The organism is Micromonospora sp. NPDC051296 (genome assembly GCF_040682255.1).
GTDB lineage: Bacteria > Actinomycetota > Actinomycetes > Mycobacteriales > Micromonosporaceae > Micromonospora > Micromonospora craterilacus.
In genome coordinates, this window is the sequence record NZ_JBFBAO010000130.1 from 1 (window position 1) to 16,304 (window position 16,304).

Below are 16,304 nucleotides of genomic sequence, written 5' to 3' on the forward strand. Positions count from 1 at the left end.
TGACATCGACACCCTCGACGAGCAGTTGCATCCGGCCGAGTAACCTGAGATCCACCTGCATGATGTCGCTCCCCCGTCGAACCCGTGAGCGTGCTGCGGGACGGGGGCGGGGGGCGGTTAGGGGGTGAGGGTGGTTAGTTCGCGGGTCAGGTTGGCGCGGGCTGGGGTCTCCCAGCGGGCTGCCAGGGCGGGCAGCCGGAACAGTGCGGGCAGGGCTAGCAGGGCGGAAAGCACCCGGGTGCGGCCGGTCCGGTAGTCCGCCTCGGGCACGTGGGCGTACTCCCGGCGGATCGCGGCAGCGTACCGGTCGTACCCGGATGTCGGCGCGGCCAGGACGGCGAGGTCGGCGTCGCAGAGCAGCGCGCCGTCGGCGTCCGCCGGATCCACCAGGTGCCCGGCGGTGAGCAGGATCAGCCGGCGCACCTCGGCCACCTCGGCGGTGGGCAGTCCGGCCCGGGCGAGCAGCGTGCCGGCGAGCGCCGCGCTGTCGCGCTCGTTGCGGTCGCCCGGTGCCCGCGGGTCGTACACCGCGTCGTGGCACCAGGCGGCGAGCCGGACCAGGTCCGGCCGCGACGCCGTTGACGCGTACCGGTCGACGACGTCGAGCACGGCGGTCAGGTGCTCGATCGTGTGGTAGTGCCGGTGCGGCTCCCGCCACCGCTCGACCAGCTCGTTGCCAGCGGCGTCCACCGCCGCCGGGTCGGTCGCCCCGGCGGACCGGGCGGCCGTTCGCCACCGTTCCATCAGCGCCGCCACCCGGCCGAGTCTGCCCTACCCGGGACCAGCGCGCACCGGTCGGCCTGCCCCAGTCGACCGACACCCGGCCCGGCCGGGCATGCCCTCGAACGGGCGAACCATGACCGGACGGGAGGGTGCGCCGATTCGGCGAGGAATGTCCAGGCGTGCTGCGGGTAGTCGCGGGTATGGCGGACCGACGAATTCCGCTGCTGAGACGCGACCGCAAGGGTGAACGCCTGTCTGACGTGGACACGGCGCGGATCGCCGAGACGGTGGCGCAGCTGCACCATCGGAGCAAGGCCACCCTGCACGAACGCCTGCACCGGGTACGGATGTCAATCGGCCTGGCCGTGCAGGCGGGCCTCGCGGCCGGGCTGTCCTGGTTCGCCTCACACGATCTGCTGGGCAACCCGCAGCCGGTCTTCGCCCCGATCTCCGCCGTCGGCACCCTCGCCGTCTCGGTGGGCCAACGGTTCCGCCGGACCGCTGAGCTGATCATCGGGGTGGCGGTCGGGGTGGGCGTGGGGGACCTGCTGGTCTACTTCCTGGGTGCCGGACCGTGGCAACTCGGGCTGGTCGTCACCGCCGCCATCCTGCTGACCATCTTCGCCGGCGGCAGCGTCGCCATCGTCATCCAGGCCGCGGCGACCGCGGTGCTGATCGTGACCCTCAGTCCGCAGGTCAAGAACCTGGAGTTACCCCGGTTCATCGACGCGCTCGTCGGCGGCGGCATCGCGCTGCTGGTCACCGCGATCCTGCTGCCGCTCAACCCGCTGCGGGTGCTCAACCGAGCCGCCCGACCGGCCCTGGACCTGCTCGCCGCGCAGCTCGACATCACCGCCGACGGACTGCGCGAACGGGACCGGCAGAAGATCCAGACAGCGCTGGACCGGCTGCGGGACAACAAGGAGGAGCTGACCACCCTCACCGAGGCGATCGAGGGCGCCAAGGAGACCACGCTGCTCTCCCCGGCGCGGTGGCACCGGCGCAGCGAACTCACCCACTACGCGGAGGCGGCCGACCCGATCGACCGGGCGATGCGCAACAGCGGCACGCTGATCCGGCGCGCGGTCACCCTGATAGAGGACGAGGAACCCATCCCGGAGCCGATGCCGGACGCGGTGGCCCACCTCGCCGAGTCGGTACGCCTGCTGAAGAAGGAGTTCGCCCACGGCGAGGAGCCCGAGCAGGCCCGGGAGCGGTCGCTGCGCGCGGTCAGTGAGGCGGGTCGGGCGTACGCCGCGGGGGTCGGGTTCTCCGGCAGCGTGGTGGTCGCCCAGGTGCGTACCACCGCCAGCGATCTGCTGGTGGCCTCGGGCATCAGTCAGGAGGAGGCGAACCGGCTGGTGCGGAAGTCCTTCGGCGAGATGGAGCGGCCGGGCGCACCGGCCGGGCCGGAGCCGGCGCCGAAGCCGCCCACCGCGCCGCCGGTGGGGTGAGCCCGCCCCGGCGGGCGTCGGGCCAGTGGCGGGCGTCGGGCCTGGTGACCGCCGGTGCGGCCGATGCGCCCGGCCCGCCGGGCCGGGGATGGCTACGCTGACCGCATGGCCGACACCCCGTCCGGCGGATCCCTGCCGCCGTCGCCGTCCGTGCCCGCTGCACCATCCACGGGTACCGGCGTACCCGGAATGTCACGTCGCCGGCTGAGCTGGCAGCGGGCGCTGGTGTTGGCCGGGGTGATCCTGCTGATCGCCGCCTGTGCGATCTTCATGCTCTTCCAGCTCGGCACCAGCCTCGGCCCCGAGGCGCTGATGATCGGGGCTGCCGCCGCGATCCTGCCGGTCCCGGTGCTGGTGGCCTGCTTCCTCTGGCTCGACCGGTACGAACCCGAGCCACTGAAGTACCTGATCTTCTGCTTCGCCTGGGGTGCGTTCGTCTCCACTGCGGCGTCGCTCAAGGTCAACGAGACGGCCGCCGACTGGTTCGAGGACCGGGGGCTGCCCGTCGAGCTCACCGCGGTGCTGGTCGCGCCGTTCATCGAGGAGTTGACCAAGGCGCTCGGCCCGATCCTGCTGCTGGTCTTCCGGCGCCGGGAATGGTCGGGCATCACCGACGGCCTGGTGTACTGCGGGCTGTCCGCGATCGGCTTCGCGATGGTGGAGAACATCCTCTACCTGGGCGGCTACGGGTACGCCTCGGGCGCCGAGCAGTACGGCCCGGCCACCGGGGCCCAGCAGGTGATCGCCATCTTCATCGTCCGGATCCTGCTGTTCGGGTTCGCCCACCCGTTGTTCACCGCGATGACCGGTGTCGGCCTCGGCATCGCCGCGCGGACGGCGAGCCGCCGGGTCCGGGTGTTCGCGCCGATCGCCGGCCTGCTGCTGGCGATGATGCTGCACGGGGCGTGGAACCTGCTGCCGACCCTGACCCAGGCCACCGGCGAGGTGTTCATCTCGATCTTCGGCTTCGTGGGTGTGATGGTGCCGATCTTCTTCGGCATGGTCGGCCTCGCGGTGTGGCTGCGGGCCTGGGAGGGGCGGCTCACCGAGCGGATCCTGCCGGACTACGTCCGGGCCGGCTGGCTCACCCCGCCGGAGGTGGCGGCGCTGAGCAGCCTCGGCCGGCGGCACGCGGCCCGGGCCTGGGCCCGGCGGGTGGCCGGCGACGCCGGTCTGCGGGCGATGCGCGGCTATCAGTTCGCGGCGACCCGACTGGCGTTGTTGCGCGACGGCGCGCTCCGGGGCCTGGACCGCCGGCCCGTCGACCGGGAGCGGACGGCGCGGGAGGAACAGGAGCTGCTGGAGGCGATCAGCGCGTACCGGTCGTTCTTCGTGGGCCGGGACCCGCAGTCCCCGGTCGGCGTCTGGGACGGCCACCGTTACCACCTGCGGTTCCCGGACGGGTCGCAGCGTTCGGTGGACGCGCCCGAGGAGCCGGTGGTCCCGATCCCGGTGGTGCTGGCCCCGCCGCCCCCGCCGCCGCCGGCCTTCCACGGCGGCTACGGCCCGCCCGGCTGGTACGGCCCCCGTCCCGCCGCGCCCTGGCCACCGCACCGCTGACCGGGCTGCCCTGCCGCCGGCATCCGCTGGACGGCAGGGCAGCCCGGTGCGGCTGCGGTGTTTCGTGCGGGTGGCCGCCCGGTCCCGTGAGCGGCCGCCGTGGGCTCAGGTCATCAGGCTGGTGAGGAAGTCGCCGAGCCCCTGGGCCATCATCATCAGGGTCGCTCCGATGGCCTTGAACATCTGCGCGGCGCCCTCCGGCCGGAACGCCATGAAGTAGATCAGGAACGCGAGGCTTCCCCAGGCCAGCACCTTCTTCACGAATACCGGCATCGTCCCTCCCCAGGGCCGGTGGTGCGGCTGGCTTCCCGCCGGGGAGCGAGGCAAACGACGCGTGCCGGATCTGCGGGCCCGGTGGGCCGGACGAACTACGGTGCCGGTGGGCTCACAGGTAGAGCCCGGTGGCGTTCTCCTCGACGCGCTCGGCGGCCACCGCGTGCACGTCGCGTTCGCGCAGCAGCACGTAGCCACGGCCGTGCAGCTCGACCTCCGAACGGTCGTCGGGGTCGAACAGCACCCGGTCGCCGGAGACGATGGAGCGTACGTGCGGCCCGACTCCCACCGCAGTGGCCCACGCCAGGCGCTTGCCCACGGCCGCAGTGGCCGGGATCACGATGCCGGCGGTGGAGCGGCGCTCACCCTCGCTGCCCTCCATCCGCACCAGCACGCGGTCGTGCAGCAGCCGGATGGGCAGGCCGGAGTCGAGGTTCTGGTCGGCTGTCACGCCGCAGACGCTACCGTGTCGCCCCCGGCCCGCCGCCGGTGGTCACCGGGTCAAGCAGCGTCCGGTGGGCGCAATGCGTGGCGGAACTGGCCTACCGTGGTGACGTCGGGCGTATCCTGTCCGACCTGACGCCGTGCGCAGGCCGAATCTTCGTCGGGAGGTGCCCTTGAGCCGATTCGAGCGGTTGCGTGGGCGGCTGCGTCGCGCGTACGAGTCAGGACGGGAATCGGTTCGCACCGCCCGCAACACGCCACCCGAAGTACCCGAGCCGGCCAAGGTGGCCTCACCGGCCACCCCGGGGCCGGCCGCACCACCGACCGCGACCGTGGTCGGTGCCGAGCCGCCGGCCGCACTGCACAACTCCACCTCCAGCCGCGACGACGCGGACGTGCCGCACGCGCTACGGATCGCCGCCGCCTGGTCCTGGCGGCTGATCGCCGTCGGCATCGTGTTCTGGGCGCTGCTGAAGATCGTCGGCACCATCAGCATCGTGATCATCCCGCTGGCCGTGGCGATGTTGCTCTCGGCGCTGCTGGCACCCGCGGTGGGCTGGCTGCTGCGGGCCCGGTTCCCGAGGTCGCTGGCGACCGCCGTGGTGCTGGTCGGGGGCCTGGTCGCGGTTATCGGCACGCTGACCCTGGTGGTCAACGAGTTCATCCGGGGCGTGCCGGAACTGGCCAAGAAGTCGACCCAGGGGCTGCAGCAGATCCAGGACTGGCTCCAGACCGGGCCGCTGCACCTGTCCGACAACGACCTCAACCGGTACCTCGAAGAGGCCCAGCAGTGGGTCAACAACAACACCGAGCGGTTCACCAGCGGTGCCCTGTCCACCGCCACCACTCTGGCCGAGGTGTTGACCGGCACCGTGCTGGTGCTCTTCGCGACCTTCTTCTTCCTGCGCGACGGCAACATGATCTGGCGCTTCCTGGTCCGGCTGCTGCCGGTGGCCGCCCGGTGGAAGGTCGACGACGCCGGCCGGGCCTCCTGGGCCACCCTGGTCGCCTACGTACGGGCGACCTTGCTGGTCGCCTTCATCGACGCCCTCGGCATCGGCGTCTTCCTCTTCATCTTCGACGTCCCGTTCGCCCTCCCGCTGGCCGCACTGGTCTTCCTCGGCGCGTTCATCCCGATCGTCGGTGCGACGCTCTCCGGCGGGGTGGCCGTGCTAGTCGCGTTGGTCGACAGCGGGCCGGTGACCGCGTTGATCATCCTCGGCGTGGTGATCGGGGTGCAGCAGGTCGAGGGGCACATCCTCCAGCCGCTGATCATGGGCCGCGCGGTGGCCATCCATCCGCTCGCGGTGATCATCGGTCTGGCCGCCGGTGTGGTGCTCGCCGGGATCACCGGTGCGCTGGTCGCGGTGCCGCTGATCGCGGTGCTCAACACGGCGGTACGCCGGCTCGCCGCCCGCCGGGTCCCGGACACTCCGCCCGACGCGGTCGTCGTCGCCTCCCGGGCTCCCTGACCGGCGATCCGCCGGCAGGCGAGGTCAGCTGTCGGCGAGCCGGGTCAGCGCGCCCCGCACCACCTCGGGGCGGGTGGTGTACCAGAACGGCGGCAACGAGCGGCGCAGGAACGGGCCGTAGCCGCGGGCGGTCTCCAGCCGGGAGTCGAGCACGGCCACCACGCCCCGGTCGGCGGTGGCCCGGATCAGCCGGCCCACGCCCTGCGCCAGGCGAACCGCCGCGATCGGGACGCTGACCGCGGCGAAACCCGACCCGCCCTGCGCGTCGACCGCCGCGGCCCGCGCGGCGGCCAGCGGTTCGTCGGGCCGGGGGAAGGGCAGCCGGTCGATCACCACCAGTTGGCAGGAGTCACCCGGGACGTCCACCCCCTGCCACAGGGACATCACCCCGAACAGGCAGCTCGACCGCTCCTCCCGGAACCGGCGGACCAGCAGCGGCAACGCCTCCTCGCCTTGCAGCAGCACCGGGAGGTCCGTCCGCGCCCGCACCAGCTCCGCCGCCTGCTGCGCGGCCCGCCGGGAGGAGAACAACCCGAGCGTACGGCCACCCAGCGCGGTGACCAGCGCGAGCAGTTCGTCCCCGGCCGCGTCGGGCAACCCGGAGACCCCGGGCCGGGGCAGGTGCGCGGCCACGTACAGGATCCCCTGGCGGGCGTAGTCGAACGGCGAGCCGACGTCCAGCGACCGCCACCCCGCCCCGGAGTCCGTAACCCCGCCCCCGTCGGGACCGCTGCCACCGGTGGCCGGCCGGCGGGTCGCGTCGGCGAGCGCGGCGGCGGCCGGCGACGGCGGGGCCGGTGGGGGCGCGTCGAGGCCAAGTGCCCGGGCCACCGTGTCGAAGCGGCCACCCAGGGCCAGCGTGGCCGAGGTGGCCACCACGGTCCGCTCGTCGTAGAGGTGGGTGGCCAGGGTGCCGGCGACCGAGAGTGGCGCCACCACCAGCGCCCGCCGGCCGGTGGCGTCGTTGCGTTCCACCCAGGCCACGTCGTGCTCCACCTCCTCCAGCAGCCGCTGGGCGGTGGTGGAAAGCTCGTCGAGGACGGCCTTGGCCTGCTGCTTGCGTACCGGGTCGGGGTCGTCGGCCTTGATGTCACCGATGGTGTCCAGGGCCGCGCGGGTCGCGGCGTCCAGCAGCGTGCAGGCTTCGCGCAGCGGGTCCGGCAGGCCGCTGGTGATCCGCCCGGCCGGTGCCTCGGCCAGCCCGACCGCGAGGGCGTCGCCGGCCGCGGTCAGCGCCTCGGCCGTCTCCGGCCGGAGCAGCGGGCGGGCGCGCCGGGTGGACCGGTCGATCAGCTCCGGGGTCAGCTCGGCCTGGGCCGCCGAGGAGACCCGATCCGCCAGCTCGTGCGCCTCGTCGACGACGAGCAGCCGGTGCGGCGGGACGATGTGCCGCCCGGCGAGCATGTCGACCGCGAGCAGGCTGTGGTTGGTGACCACGACGTCCGCCTCCCGCGCCCGGGCCCGGGACGCCTCCGCGAAGCACTCCGGGCCGTACGGGCAGCGGGCCGCGCCCACGCATTCCCGGGCAGGCATGGAGACCAGCCGCCACGCCTGGTCGTCGACGCCCGGATCCAGCTCGTCCCGGTCGCCGGTGTCGGTCTCCAGGGCCCAGTCCCGCAGGCGCTGGATCTGCTTTCCGAGCCGGCCCGCCTCGCCGAGCCAACGGGTGCCGCCGCCCGGCCGCTCGGCCGGGGCGTCGAAGAGAGTGTCCTCCGGCTCGTCCTCCGACGAGTTCTCCAGCCGGGCCAGGCACAGGTAGTGGTGCCGGCCCTTGAGCACCGCGAACGTCGGGCGCCGCCCGAGCAGCGGCTCGACGGCGTCGGCCAGCCGGGGCAGGTCGTGCTCGACCAGCTGGGCCTGCAACGCCAGGGTGGCGGTGGACACCACCACCGGCCCGTCGACGGTCAGCGCCGGCGCGAGGTACGCCAGGGACTTGCCGGTGCCGGTGCCGGCCTGCACCAGCAGGTGATCGCCGGCGGCCACGCACTCCTCGATCGCCGTGGTCATCTGCTGCTGGCCGGGGCGCGCCGCGCCGCCGGGCACCGCGCCGACCGCCGCGGCCAACAGCTCGGCACCGTCCGGCCGGTTACCCCGACGGCGGGCCTTGTCACGGGTCGGGCCGGTGGCGGTGCGGGGCGGGGTCACCGTGGCACGGTACCCGCCGGGCCTGACGCGAGCGGTAACGATCGGCCGTGTTGCGGCGTCACGGAACGGAATACGTCCCCGCCGTCCGGTAATTTCCTGACGGCGACGCGTGGGCGGAATCGGCTAGGGTGCGACACATGCCGAGCGATGTGGTCCGCGTGATCTACCGCAAGTTCGACGGCAGCGCCCACCGCGACTACCCGGCCCGTCGGCTGACCGAGGACGACCTCGGGGTCTGGCTCGGCGTGCCGGCCGGCACCAGCTCGGTCTACCACGGCCGGCCCTCCGTCGAGCAGATCCCGTTCGTGCTTCTGGTGCCGCACCACGCCTGGTGGACCGGCATGTTCAACCCGCCGCCGCGGACCAGCGAGGTCTACTGCGACATCGCCAGCCCGGCCCGTTGGGAGGGCGAGGACACCGTCCACCTGATCGACCTCGACCTGGACGTGGTCCGCCGTCGGGAGACCGGCCTGGTCGAACTGCGCGACGAGGACGAGTTCGCCGAGCACCGGGCCCGCTTCGGCTACCCGGACGACCTGGTGGTGGAGGCCGAGGCGGCGGCCCGGTGGCTGCTCGGGGCGCTCGGCGACGGCACCGAGCCGTTTGCCACGTCGTACCGAAAGTGGTTGGCCCTGGTGGTCTGAGACCGGCTCCGGCCGGCCCCGGCCCGGTGTCCCCGCGTCGCTCGGCCCCGGTCAGGGCCGCCGCCGGTCGGCGGGCGGCCGGTCGGCGGGTGATGATTCACCGATGGTGGACGACGGTGGATTCGACGTGGTGGCACCGGCCGGCGGAACGGTGCGCGACCTGCTCCGGGCGGCGCCCGGCGAACCGGTGGACCTCGGGGCGATCGGCCCCCGCTCGACCCCCGGGCTGCCCGGCCCGCAGCTGACCGGGCCGGACCGCAAGGGCTGGGCCCGCCGGCAGGTCGGGCTGGTGGGTGCGGGGCTGGCCCGCCAGCAGGAGATGCTGTTCGCCGGCGCGAAGGCCGATCCCGCCGCCGGGCGGCGGGTCCTGCTGGTGCTCCAGGCGATGGACTGCGGCGGCAAGGACGGCACGATCAAGCGGGTGGTGGGCGCGATGAACCCGCTCGGTGTGCGCATCCGGGCGTTCGGCCCGCCAACCGCCGAGGAGCTGCGCCACCACTTCCTGTGGCGGATCCGGCGGGCCCTGCCCCCGCCCGGCTACCTGGGCGTCTTCAACCGCTCGCACTACGAGGACATCCTGGTGCCCCGGGTGCAGGCACGGGCGCCGGAGCACGTCTGGCGGCCGAGGTACGCCGAGATCGAGGACTTCGAGCGGGAGTTGACCGCCGCCGGGGTGGCCGTGGTCAAGATCTTCCTGCACATCTCCAACGCCGAGCAGGCGCGGCGACTGCTGGCCCGCCTCGATGACCCGACCCGGCACTGGAAGTACCACCCCTCCGACGTCGACGCCCGGGCCCGCTGGGACGACTACCAGACCGCGTACGCCGAGGTGCTCGCCCGATGCGGCACCGAGGCCGCGCCGTGGTACGTCGTGCCGGCGGACCGCAAGTGGTATCGGGACTGGGCGGTGGCGCACCTGCTGCGTGAGACGTTCGACACCCTCGCGCTCGGGTATCCGCCAGCCGATTTCGACATCAGGCGGGAACGGGAGCGGCTGCTGGGAACCACGGGCCCGGTGAAGGTGAACAGAAGTTGAACGAGCGGTGAATGGCACCTGGCCAGGGGTGGGCCGCCGAATCGCCGGTCGGACGGTTCCCTAGCATTCCCTCAGCAGGGCGCCGGAGCGGCGGCTGCCACCCCTTCCACCGATACGACGAGGTCCTTGCTGTGAGGTTTTCCTTCCGCCCCAACGAGGGCGCCTTCTACGAGCTCTTCACCAGGGCCGCGCAGAACCTGGTTCGGGGTACCGAGCTGCTCAACGAGCTCGCCCTGCCCGACGTCGAGGTGCAGTCGGTCAGTGAACGGCTCACCGAGGTCGAGCACGACAGCGACCAGATCACCCACGAGCTGTTCAAGAAGATCAACTCGACCTTCGTCACCCCGTTCGACCGCGAGGACATCTACCGCCTCGGCTCGCAGCTGGACGACGTGATGGACCACCTGGAGGCGGTGGGCAACCTGCTCTACCTCTACGGGCTGACCAAGCTGCCGTCGCTGCCCCGGGAGATGCACGAGCTGGTGCACGTCCTCGACCAGCAGGCCAAGCTGACCGCCGACGCAATGCCCCGGCTGAAGTCGATGAAGGATCTCGAGGATTACTGGATCGAGTGCAACCGGCTGGAGAACGACGGTGACCAGGCGTACCGGATGCTGCTGGTCCGCCTCTTCTCCGGTGAGTACGACGCGTTGACCGTGCTCAAGATGAAGGAGGTCGCCGACGAGCTGGAGGCCGCCTGCGACGCCTTCGAGCACGTGGCCAACACCGTCGAGACCATCGCGGTCAAGGAGTCCTGATCCCGTGAGTCCCGAGCTCATCGCGGTGCTGGCGGTGATCGGGGTGGCCCTGGTGTTCGACTACACCAACGGCTTCCACGATGCCGCCAACGCGATCGCGACCAGCATCTCCACCCGGGCGCTGACACCCCGGGTCGCCCTGGCCATGGCGGCCGTCGGCAACTTCATCGGCGCCCACTTCGGCGCCGAGGTCGCCAAGACGGTCGGCAGCGGCCTGGTGCAGCTGCCCACCGGCGTGTCCAGCCTCGGCATCGTTTTCGCCGGGGTGATCGGCGCGATCACCTGGAACATCATCACCTGGTACTTCGGATTGCCCTCGTCGTCCTCGCACGCCCTGATCGGCGGCCTGGTCGGCTCGACCGTCGCGGCCTCCGGCACGGTGCTGTGGAAGGGCATCGGCGAGAGCGTGGTCATCCCGATGATCCTGTCGCCGATGGTCGGCTTCATTCTCGGCTACATCGTGATGGTCGCCGTGCAGTGGATCTTCCGGAAGGGGCACCCGGGCAAGCTCAATCGCGGCTTCCGCTGGGCCCAGACCGCCTCCGCTGCGGCCATGTCGGTCGGCCACGGCATGCAGGACGCGGCCAAGACCATCGGCATCGTGGTGCTCGCCCTCTTCGTCGGCGGCTACCAGAAGGACCCGACCCACATCCCGGAGTGGGCGTTCTGGACCTCGGCGGCGGTGCTGGCGGCCGGCACGTACGCCGGTGGCTGGCGGATCATCCGGACCCTCGGCCGGAAGATCATCGACCTGCGCCCGCCGGAGGGCTTCGCGGCCGAGACCGTGGCCAGCGGCGTGCTCTACTTCAACGCGCTGGTGCTCGGCGCCCCGATCTCGACCACCCACACGATCACCTCGGCGATCATGGGTGTCGGTGCCACCAAGCGGCTCTCCGCGGTGCGCTGGGGCGTGGCCGGCAACATCGTCGGTGCCTGGGTCCTGACCTTCCCGGCCGCCGGCTCGATCGGTGCCCTGATGTACTTCCTGGCCCGCCCCTTCTTCAGCTGAGATGTAAGGAAGGGCCCCCTGTTAACGCCTGGCGTTGTACAGGGGGCCCTTATTAACGCTCGTCAAGCGGCGCAGGCCGGGCTCAGATGTACGAGACGCCGATCTGCGCGCGGATGTCGTCGAGCAGGGCCATGATCTCCAGGGTGGCGGCGTGCGGCACCAGGGGACTCTCGGTCAGCCCATCGGCCAGGCAGCGTTGCGCCTCGATGGCCTCGTACTGGTAACCCGAGCCGGCCAGCTCGGCCGTGACCGTCTCCGGCTCGGCACCGGCCCGGTGCAGGGTGAACGCACCCGGACGGAAGAACGGCTCGGGCAGGTCGATCCGGCCGGCCGTGCCGGTGATCGAGGCGGTGAGCCCGGTGGCCCCCACCATGCCGCAGCTCAACGTGGCGACCGCCCCCGAGTCGTACCCGAAGACCAGACCGGTGTTCTCGTCCGTGCCCTCCGGGCCCAGCTTCGCCCACGACCGGACGTGCTGCGGAACGCCGAGCAGCAGGTGAGCCAGGCTCACCGGGTAGATGCCGAGGTCGAGCAGCGCGCCGCCGCCCAGCGCGCGGGCCCGCATCCGGTGCTCGGGCGGGAACGGCCCGGCGACGCCGAAGTTGGCCTGGACGCTGGTCACCGTGCCGATCGCGCCGTCGGCGATCAGCTCGCAGACCCGCAGGATGAGCGGGTTGCACCGCATCCACATCGCCTCCATCAGGAAGACGCCGGCGGCGCGGGCGGTGTCGACCAGCTCGGTGCTGGTGGCCAGGTCGAGGGTGAACGGCTTCTCCAGCAGCACCGGCTTGCCGGCGGTCAGGCAGGTCAGCGCCGCCGCGTGGTGCGCGGCGTGCGGGGTGGCGACGTAGATCACATCCACGTCCGGCTCCGCGGCCAGGTCGGCCCAGGAGGCGTACGCCCGGGGTACGCCGTGCCGCTCGGCGAAGCGCTTCGCGGTCTCGGCGGTTCGTGAGCCGACCGCGACCAGTTCGGCCCCCGGCACCAGCCGGAGATCCTCGGCGAATTGGGCGGCGATGTTGCCGGTGGCCAGGATGCCCCAACGAGTCATGACGTGACGCTACCGAAGATCACCAGAGGGCTGTACGGGCGATCCACGGGTCGGGAACTAGGCTCGGCGCATGACGATCGACCGCGGCTACCCGGCGCCGCCCGCGCTGGTGGAGCACGCCCGCCGGTTCCAGGCCTCCGGCGGCGTACCGGCGGTGCCCCGGGTGGCGGCCACCGTGCTGCTGCTCCGCCCGGCCGGCGAGGGCTTCGAGGTGTACCTGATCCGCCGGGTCGCGGCGATGGCCTTCGGCGGCATGTACGCCTTTCCCGGCGGCGGCGTCGACCCCTCGGACTCGACCGCGCACCTCGACTGGGCGGGTCCGGAGCCGGCCGACTGGGGCGTCCGGCTCGGGCAGACGACGGCCGGCGCGCAGGCGGTCGTGTGCGCGGCGGCTCGTGAGGTCTTCGAGGAGGCCGGGGTGCTGCTCGCCGGCCCGGACGCGGACCGGGTCGTCGGCGACGTCAGCGACGACGGGTGGGAGGCCGCCCGGATCGACCTGGAGCAGCGGCGCACCGGCTTCGCCGACCTGCTCGCCCGCCGCGGGCTCACGCTCCGCTCGGACCTGCTGCTGCCGTGGAGCCGGTGGGTGACCCCGGAGTTCGAGCCGCGCCGGTTCGACACGTACTTCTTCGTGGCGCTGCTGCCGGAGGGGCAGCGGACCCGCGACGTCTCCGGCGAGGCCGACCACACCCTGTGGGTCCGGCCCGCCGACGCGTGCAACCGCGCCGCGGCGGGCGAGTTGACCATGCTGCCGCCGACCCTGGTCACCCTCGGCGAGATCGCCGCCTGCGACGACCTCGCGGCGGTGGCCCGGGCGGCGGCGACCCGGGACGCGGCCACCCCGATCACGCCCTACCTGGACCTGTCCGACGACGCCGAGCCCCGGTTCCACCTGCCTCGCCCAGCCGCACCCTGACCGGCGCCCGCGCCTCGAAAGGCCGTGCCGGCCGCGTCAGCCGAGCTGGTAGTTGACGTGGGCGGACCAGCGGGCGAAACCGAGCCGCTCGTAGAGCGCCACCGCCCCGGTGTTCGACTCGTCCACGTAGAGCATCACCCGGTCCAGCCCGCGCCGGTCGCGCAGGTACGCCAGCCCCGCCGTGGTCAGCGCCCGGCCGAGGCCGCCGCCGTGCGTGGACGGGTCCACCCCGAGCACGTACACCTCGCCGATGCGGGCCGAGCCGGGCCGCTCGTGCACCTTGGTCCAGTGGAAGCCGAGCAGCCGGCCGGTCGTCGAGTCGGCGGCGAGCAGGAAGCCGGCCGGGTCGAACCACGGCTCGCCGAGGCGTACCCGTAGGTCGTCGAGGGTCCAGCGGCCCTGCTCGGGATGGTCGGCGAAGGCCCGCGCGTTCAGCGTCAGCCACGCCTCGTCGTCGGTACCGGGCCGGAACGCGCGCAGGGTGACCCCGTCGGGCAGTCGCGGATCGGCCAGCGGGGCGGTGAGCGGCCGGCGCAGCTGCCAGAGCACGCGCGCGCGGCGGAAGCCGAGGTCGACGGCGATGGCTGCGGCCGAGGGGTGGTCGCCGTGGGCCCACGCCCGCAGCGGCCCGGTGGCGGTCGCCAGCACCCCACGGGCCAGCGCCCGGCCGGTGCTGCGCCGCCGGTACGCCGGGTGGACCACCAGCTCCACCCCGACGCCGGCGCCGGGGTCGGTGGTGTCGAGGTGGGCGTACCCGGTGAGCGTCCCGTCGTCGGAGCGGGCCACCAGGTGGGCCGCCGGAGCCTGCTCGTCGCGGAGCCGGAGCAGGACGTGCTCGTCCAGTGGGTCCGCGCCGTCCGCGTCGCCCGCCGCCCCGACGAGCGTCAGCACCTCGGCGATCTCCGCCGGACCGAGCCGGTCGACGCGGCTCACCTGGTCGCTGGTCGGCTCGGTGCTGCTCATGCCGTCACGGTATCCGGATGAACGGGTCGTCGGCGGGACAGCCGGGCGGGATCCCCCTCACATCCCCCGCTTCGGCAGCGCCCGGACGTCGAACCTGGCGGTCAGTTTCGGCAGCATGCGGTACACCGCGTTGACGGTGCCCTGCCGGTCGCCGCCCGCGTCGTGCATCAGGACGATCGACCCGGGTTGCACGCCGTTCAGCACCGACGCGGTGATCTTGGTTGCCCCGGGCGTACGCCAGTCGGAGGTGTCCAGCGTCCAGTGCAGGGGCATCATGCCGAGTTCCCGGGCGACGGAGATGACCGAGTAGGTCCAAGCGCCCCCGGGTTGCCGGTACCACCCGATCTGCGCGTCGGGCACCGCCGCCCGGATCGCCGCGTTGGTCCGTAGCAGGTCCGCCTGGATCCGCTGCGGCGATCGCGAGCCCAGCGTCACGTCGTGGTCCCAGCTGTGGTTGCACAGCGTGTGGCCCTCGGCGACGATCTGCTGGATGAGCCAGGGGTAGGCCTCGGCGTTCTGGCCGACCACGCAGAACGTCGCCGTGACGTGTTCTTCCTTCAGGATCGCGAGAACCTGCGGGGTGTAGTCCGGGTTCGGCCCGTCGTCGAAGGTGAGCGCGACCTCGTCAGTGCCGGTGCTCACCCGGGTACCCATCGGGCCGATGTCCGGGTCGTGCCCCTGCCCGTTGCTCGGCGTCGGCTCGGCCGACCCGGGCGGGTGGCTTGGGCCCGTCCCGGGGTCGGCGGACGAAGGTGCGGACTGGTCGGCGTAGTCCGGATGGTCCGCGCCGCTCGCGGTCGCCCGGGAGTCGTGCCGCGGTGGATCGGGCACCATGCTGCGGCCGATCAGGAACGTCGCACCGAGCACCGCCGACACCACGAGCGTGATGATCCCGAGCGTCCGTCCCGTGCCCCCGTGGTAACCGCCCACCGCTGCCCCCTCACGTTGGCCAACCCGAAAGTCACCATAAGACTCACGAGTTGCCCAAAAGGGGCATACGGGAGGTGATTAACCCTCGATGGTGAGGGCCCGCACCGGCAGCGGCGCGTGCTCGGCCGCCTCGCCCAACGTCCGCGACGGCGGTACGACGAACTTGTAGCCCACCTGGCGGACGGTGCCGATCATCGACTCGTACTCCGAGCCGAGCTTGGCCCGCAGCCGTCGCACGTGCACGTCGACCGTGCGGGTGCCGCCGAAGTAGTCGTACCCCCAGACCTCACGCAGCAGCTGGTCCCGGGTGAACACCCGGCCCGGGTGCTGGGCGAGGAACTTCAGCAGCTCGAACTCCTTGTAGGTCAGGTCGAGCGGGCGGCCCTTGAGCTTCGCGGCGTAGGTGTCCGGGTCGATCATCAGCTCGCCGGCCCGGATCGAGCCGCCGGCGCCGGCCGTCGCGTTGCTCAGCCGGCCGACCGCGAGCCGCAGTCGGGCCTCCACCTCGGCCGGGCCTGCGGAGGCGAGGATCACGTCGTCGACGCCCCAGTCGGCGTTCAGCGCGATCAGGCCGGCCTCGGTGACCACCGCTACCAGCGGTACACCGAGCCCGGTGGCGTGCAGCATCCGGCAGGTGGCCCGGGCCTCGCTCAGCTCGGAGCGGGCGTCGACCAGCACGGCGTCCGGGCTCGGACCGGCAACCAGGGTGCGGACGTCGCGCGGTGCGGTGCGGACCGAGTGCGGCAGCAGGTCCAGTGCCGGTAGCACTGCGGATGGTTCGCCTGCCCGTGCGGTCACCAACAGCAGGATCTCCACGATCACCTCCGTCCCGGCGGCCTTGTAGGGCCGCACGCGACCAGCGCACTCCTGCGGATGTGGCGCTGGGAATTTCCGTGGGTCCCGGCGTCGCTGACGGGCGGGTTTCG

The 16,304-nt window shown here is 72.7% G+C and carries 16 protein-coding genes; 8 read left to right on the top strand and 8 right to left on the bottom strand.

The window, feature by feature from the left end:
* Positions 1–117: 117 nt before the first annotated feature.
* Positions 118–756 (bottom strand): metal-dependent phosphohydrolase, encoded by a 639-nt coding sequence (locus AB0M52_RS15820; protein ID WP_363953779.1) that lies wholly within the window; start codon positions 754–756, stop codon positions 118–120.
* 167 nt (positions 757–923) lie between these two features.
* On the opposite strand from AB0M52_RS15820, the gene AB0M52_RS15825 reads away from it, so the two are divergent.
* Positions 924–2,177, top strand: a complete 1,254-nt coding sequence (locus AB0M52_RS15825) for an FUSC family protein (RefSeq protein ID WP_363953805.1) — start codon at positions 924–926, stop codon at positions 2,175–2,177.
* Positions 2,178–2,240: 63 nt separating this feature from the next.
* Positions 2,241–3,737 carry a PrsW family intramembrane metalloprotease gene (locus AB0M52_RS15830; protein WP_363953781.1) on the top strand — a complete coding sequence of 499 codons (1,497 nt, stop codon included), beginning with the start codon at positions 2,241–2,243 and terminating at the stop codon, positions 3,735–3,737.
* 105 nt (positions 3,738–3,842) lie between these two features.
* Here the strand turns inward: AB0M52_RS15830 and AB0M52_RS15835 are convergent, their stop codons facing one another.
* Both AB0M52_RS15835 and AB0M52_RS15840 read right to left on the bottom strand, forming a co-directional pair.
* Positions 3,843–4,010, bottom strand: coding sequence for a hypothetical protein (locus tag AB0M52_RS15835; protein ID WP_199524026.1), 168 nt, complete (start codon positions 4,008–4,010; stop codon positions 3,843–3,845).
* Positions 4,011–4,122: 112 nt separating this feature from the next.
* Entirely contained in the window at positions 4,123–4,461 is a 339-nt protein-coding gene (locus AB0M52_RS15840; protein ID WP_363953783.1) for a co-chaperone GroES, read from the bottom strand.
* A gap of 166 nt (positions 4,462–4,627) precedes the next feature.
* Between AB0M52_RS15840 and AB0M52_RS15845 the strand changes: the two genes are divergently transcribed.
* Complete coding sequence (locus tag AB0M52_RS15845; protein WP_363953785.1) at positions 4,628–5,926, top strand: AI-2E family transporter; 1,299 nt, start codon at positions 4,628–4,630, stop codon at positions 5,924–5,926.
* A 24-nt stretch (positions 5,927–5,950) separates the two neighbouring features.
* Here the strand turns inward: AB0M52_RS15845 and AB0M52_RS15850 are convergent, their stop codons facing one another.
* Complete coding sequence (locus AB0M52_RS15850) at positions 5,951–8,071, bottom strand: ATP-dependent DNA helicase (RefSeq protein ID WP_363953787.1); 2,121 nt, start codon at positions 8,069–8,071, stop codon at positions 5,951–5,953.
* Between the two features lie 137 nt (positions 8,072–8,208).
* On the opposite strand from AB0M52_RS15850, the gene AB0M52_RS15855 reads away from it, so the two are divergent.
* From AB0M52_RS15855 to AB0M52_RS15870, 4 genes are all read left to right on the top strand, one after another.
* The gene (locus AB0M52_RS15855; RefSeq protein WP_363953789.1) at positions 8,209–8,715 is read left to right on the top strand and encodes a DUF402 domain-containing protein; all 507 of its coding nucleotides are present in this window, start codon (positions 8,209–8,211) and stop codon (positions 8,713–8,715) included.
* 103 nt (positions 8,716–8,818) lie between these two features.
* The gene (locus AB0M52_RS15860; RefSeq protein WP_363953791.1) at positions 8,819–9,751 is read left to right on the top strand and encodes a PPK2 family polyphosphate kinase; all 933 of its coding nucleotides are present in this window, start codon (positions 8,819–8,821) and stop codon (positions 9,749–9,751) included.
* A gap of 131 nt (positions 9,752–9,882) precedes the next feature.
* A complete protein-coding gene (locus tag AB0M52_RS15865; RefSeq protein WP_363953793.1) occupies positions 9,883–10,509 on the top strand; it encodes a DUF47 family protein in 627 nt (208 codons plus the stop codon).
* 4 nt (positions 10,510–10,513) lie between these two features.
* Entirely contained in the window at positions 10,514–11,518 is a 1,005-nt protein-coding gene (locus AB0M52_RS15870; RefSeq protein WP_363953795.1) for an inorganic phosphate transporter, read from the top strand.
* An 82-nt stretch (positions 11,519–11,600) separates the two neighbouring features.
* Here the strand turns inward: AB0M52_RS15870 and AB0M52_RS15875 are convergent, their stop codons facing one another.
* Positions 11,601–12,569, bottom strand: coding sequence for a Gfo/Idh/MocA family oxidoreductase (locus tag AB0M52_RS15875; RefSeq protein ID WP_363953797.1), 969 nt, complete (start codon positions 12,567–12,569; stop codon positions 11,601–11,603).
* Positions 12,570–12,639: 70 nt separating this feature from the next.
* On the opposite strand from AB0M52_RS15875, the gene AB0M52_RS15880 reads away from it, so the two are divergent.
* A complete protein-coding gene (locus AB0M52_RS15880; RefSeq protein ID WP_363953799.1) occupies positions 12,640–13,485 on the top strand; it encodes an NUDIX hydrolase in 846 nt (281 codons plus the stop codon).
* A 36-nt stretch (positions 13,486–13,521) separates the two neighbouring features.
* Here AB0M52_RS15880 and mshD read toward each other — a convergent pair whose 3' ends face one another.
* From mshD to AB0M52_RS15895, 3 genes are all read right to left on the bottom strand, one after another.
* Positions 13,522–14,448 carry a mycothiol synthase gene (gene mshD / locus AB0M52_RS15885; protein ID WP_363953801.1) on the bottom strand — a complete coding sequence of 309 codons (927 nt, stop codon included), beginning with the start codon at positions 14,446–14,448 and terminating at the stop codon, positions 13,522–13,524.
* A gap of 57 nt (positions 14,449–14,505) precedes the next feature.
* The gene (locus AB0M52_RS15890) at positions 14,506–15,378 is read right to left on the bottom strand and encodes a polysaccharide deacetylase family protein (protein WP_363953803.1); all 873 of its coding nucleotides are present in this window, start codon (positions 15,376–15,378) and stop codon (positions 14,506–14,508) included.
* Between the two features lie 78 nt (positions 15,379–15,456).
* Positions 15,457–16,200, bottom strand: a complete 744-nt coding sequence (locus AB0M52_RS15895; RefSeq protein ID WP_363953807.1) for a response regulator transcription factor — start codon at positions 16,198–16,200, stop codon at positions 15,457–15,459.
* Positions 16,201–16,304: the final 104 nt, after the last annotated feature.

Excerpts from the sequence above, each read along its gene's own strand:
- AB0M52_RS15830 (WP_363953781.1), top strand. The coding sequence starts at position 2,241 with ATGCGCCCGGCCCGCCGGGCCGGGGATGGCTACGCTGACCGCATGGCC.
- AB0M52_RS15860 (WP_363953791.1), top strand. The coding sequence starts at position 8,819 with ATGGTGGACGACGGTGGATTCGACGTGGTGGCACCGGCCGGCGGAACG.
- mshD (WP_363953801.1), bottom strand. The coding sequence starts at position 14,448 with ATGAGCAGCACCGAGCCGACCAGCGACCAGGTGAGCCGCGTCGACCGG.
- AB0M52_RS15835 (WP_199524026.1), bottom strand. The coding sequence starts at position 4,010 with ATGCCGGTATTCGTGAAGAAGGTGCTGGCCTGGGGAAGCCTCGCGTTC.
- AB0M52_RS15825 (WP_363953805.1), top strand. The coding sequence starts at position 924 with ATGGCGGACCGACGAATTCCGCTGCTGAGACGCGACCGCAAGGGTGAA.
- AB0M52_RS15880 (WP_363953799.1), top strand. The coding sequence starts at position 12,640 with ATGACGATCGACCGCGGCTACCCGGCGCCGCCCGCGCTGGTGGAGCAC.
- AB0M52_RS15855 (WP_363953789.1), top strand. The coding sequence starts at position 8,209 with ATGCCGAGCGATGTGGTCCGCGTGATCTACCGCAAGTTCGACGGCAGC.
- AB0M52_RS15875 (WP_363953797.1), bottom strand. The coding sequence starts at position 12,569 with ATGACTCGTTGGGGCATCCTGGCCACCGGCAACATCGCCGCCCAATTC.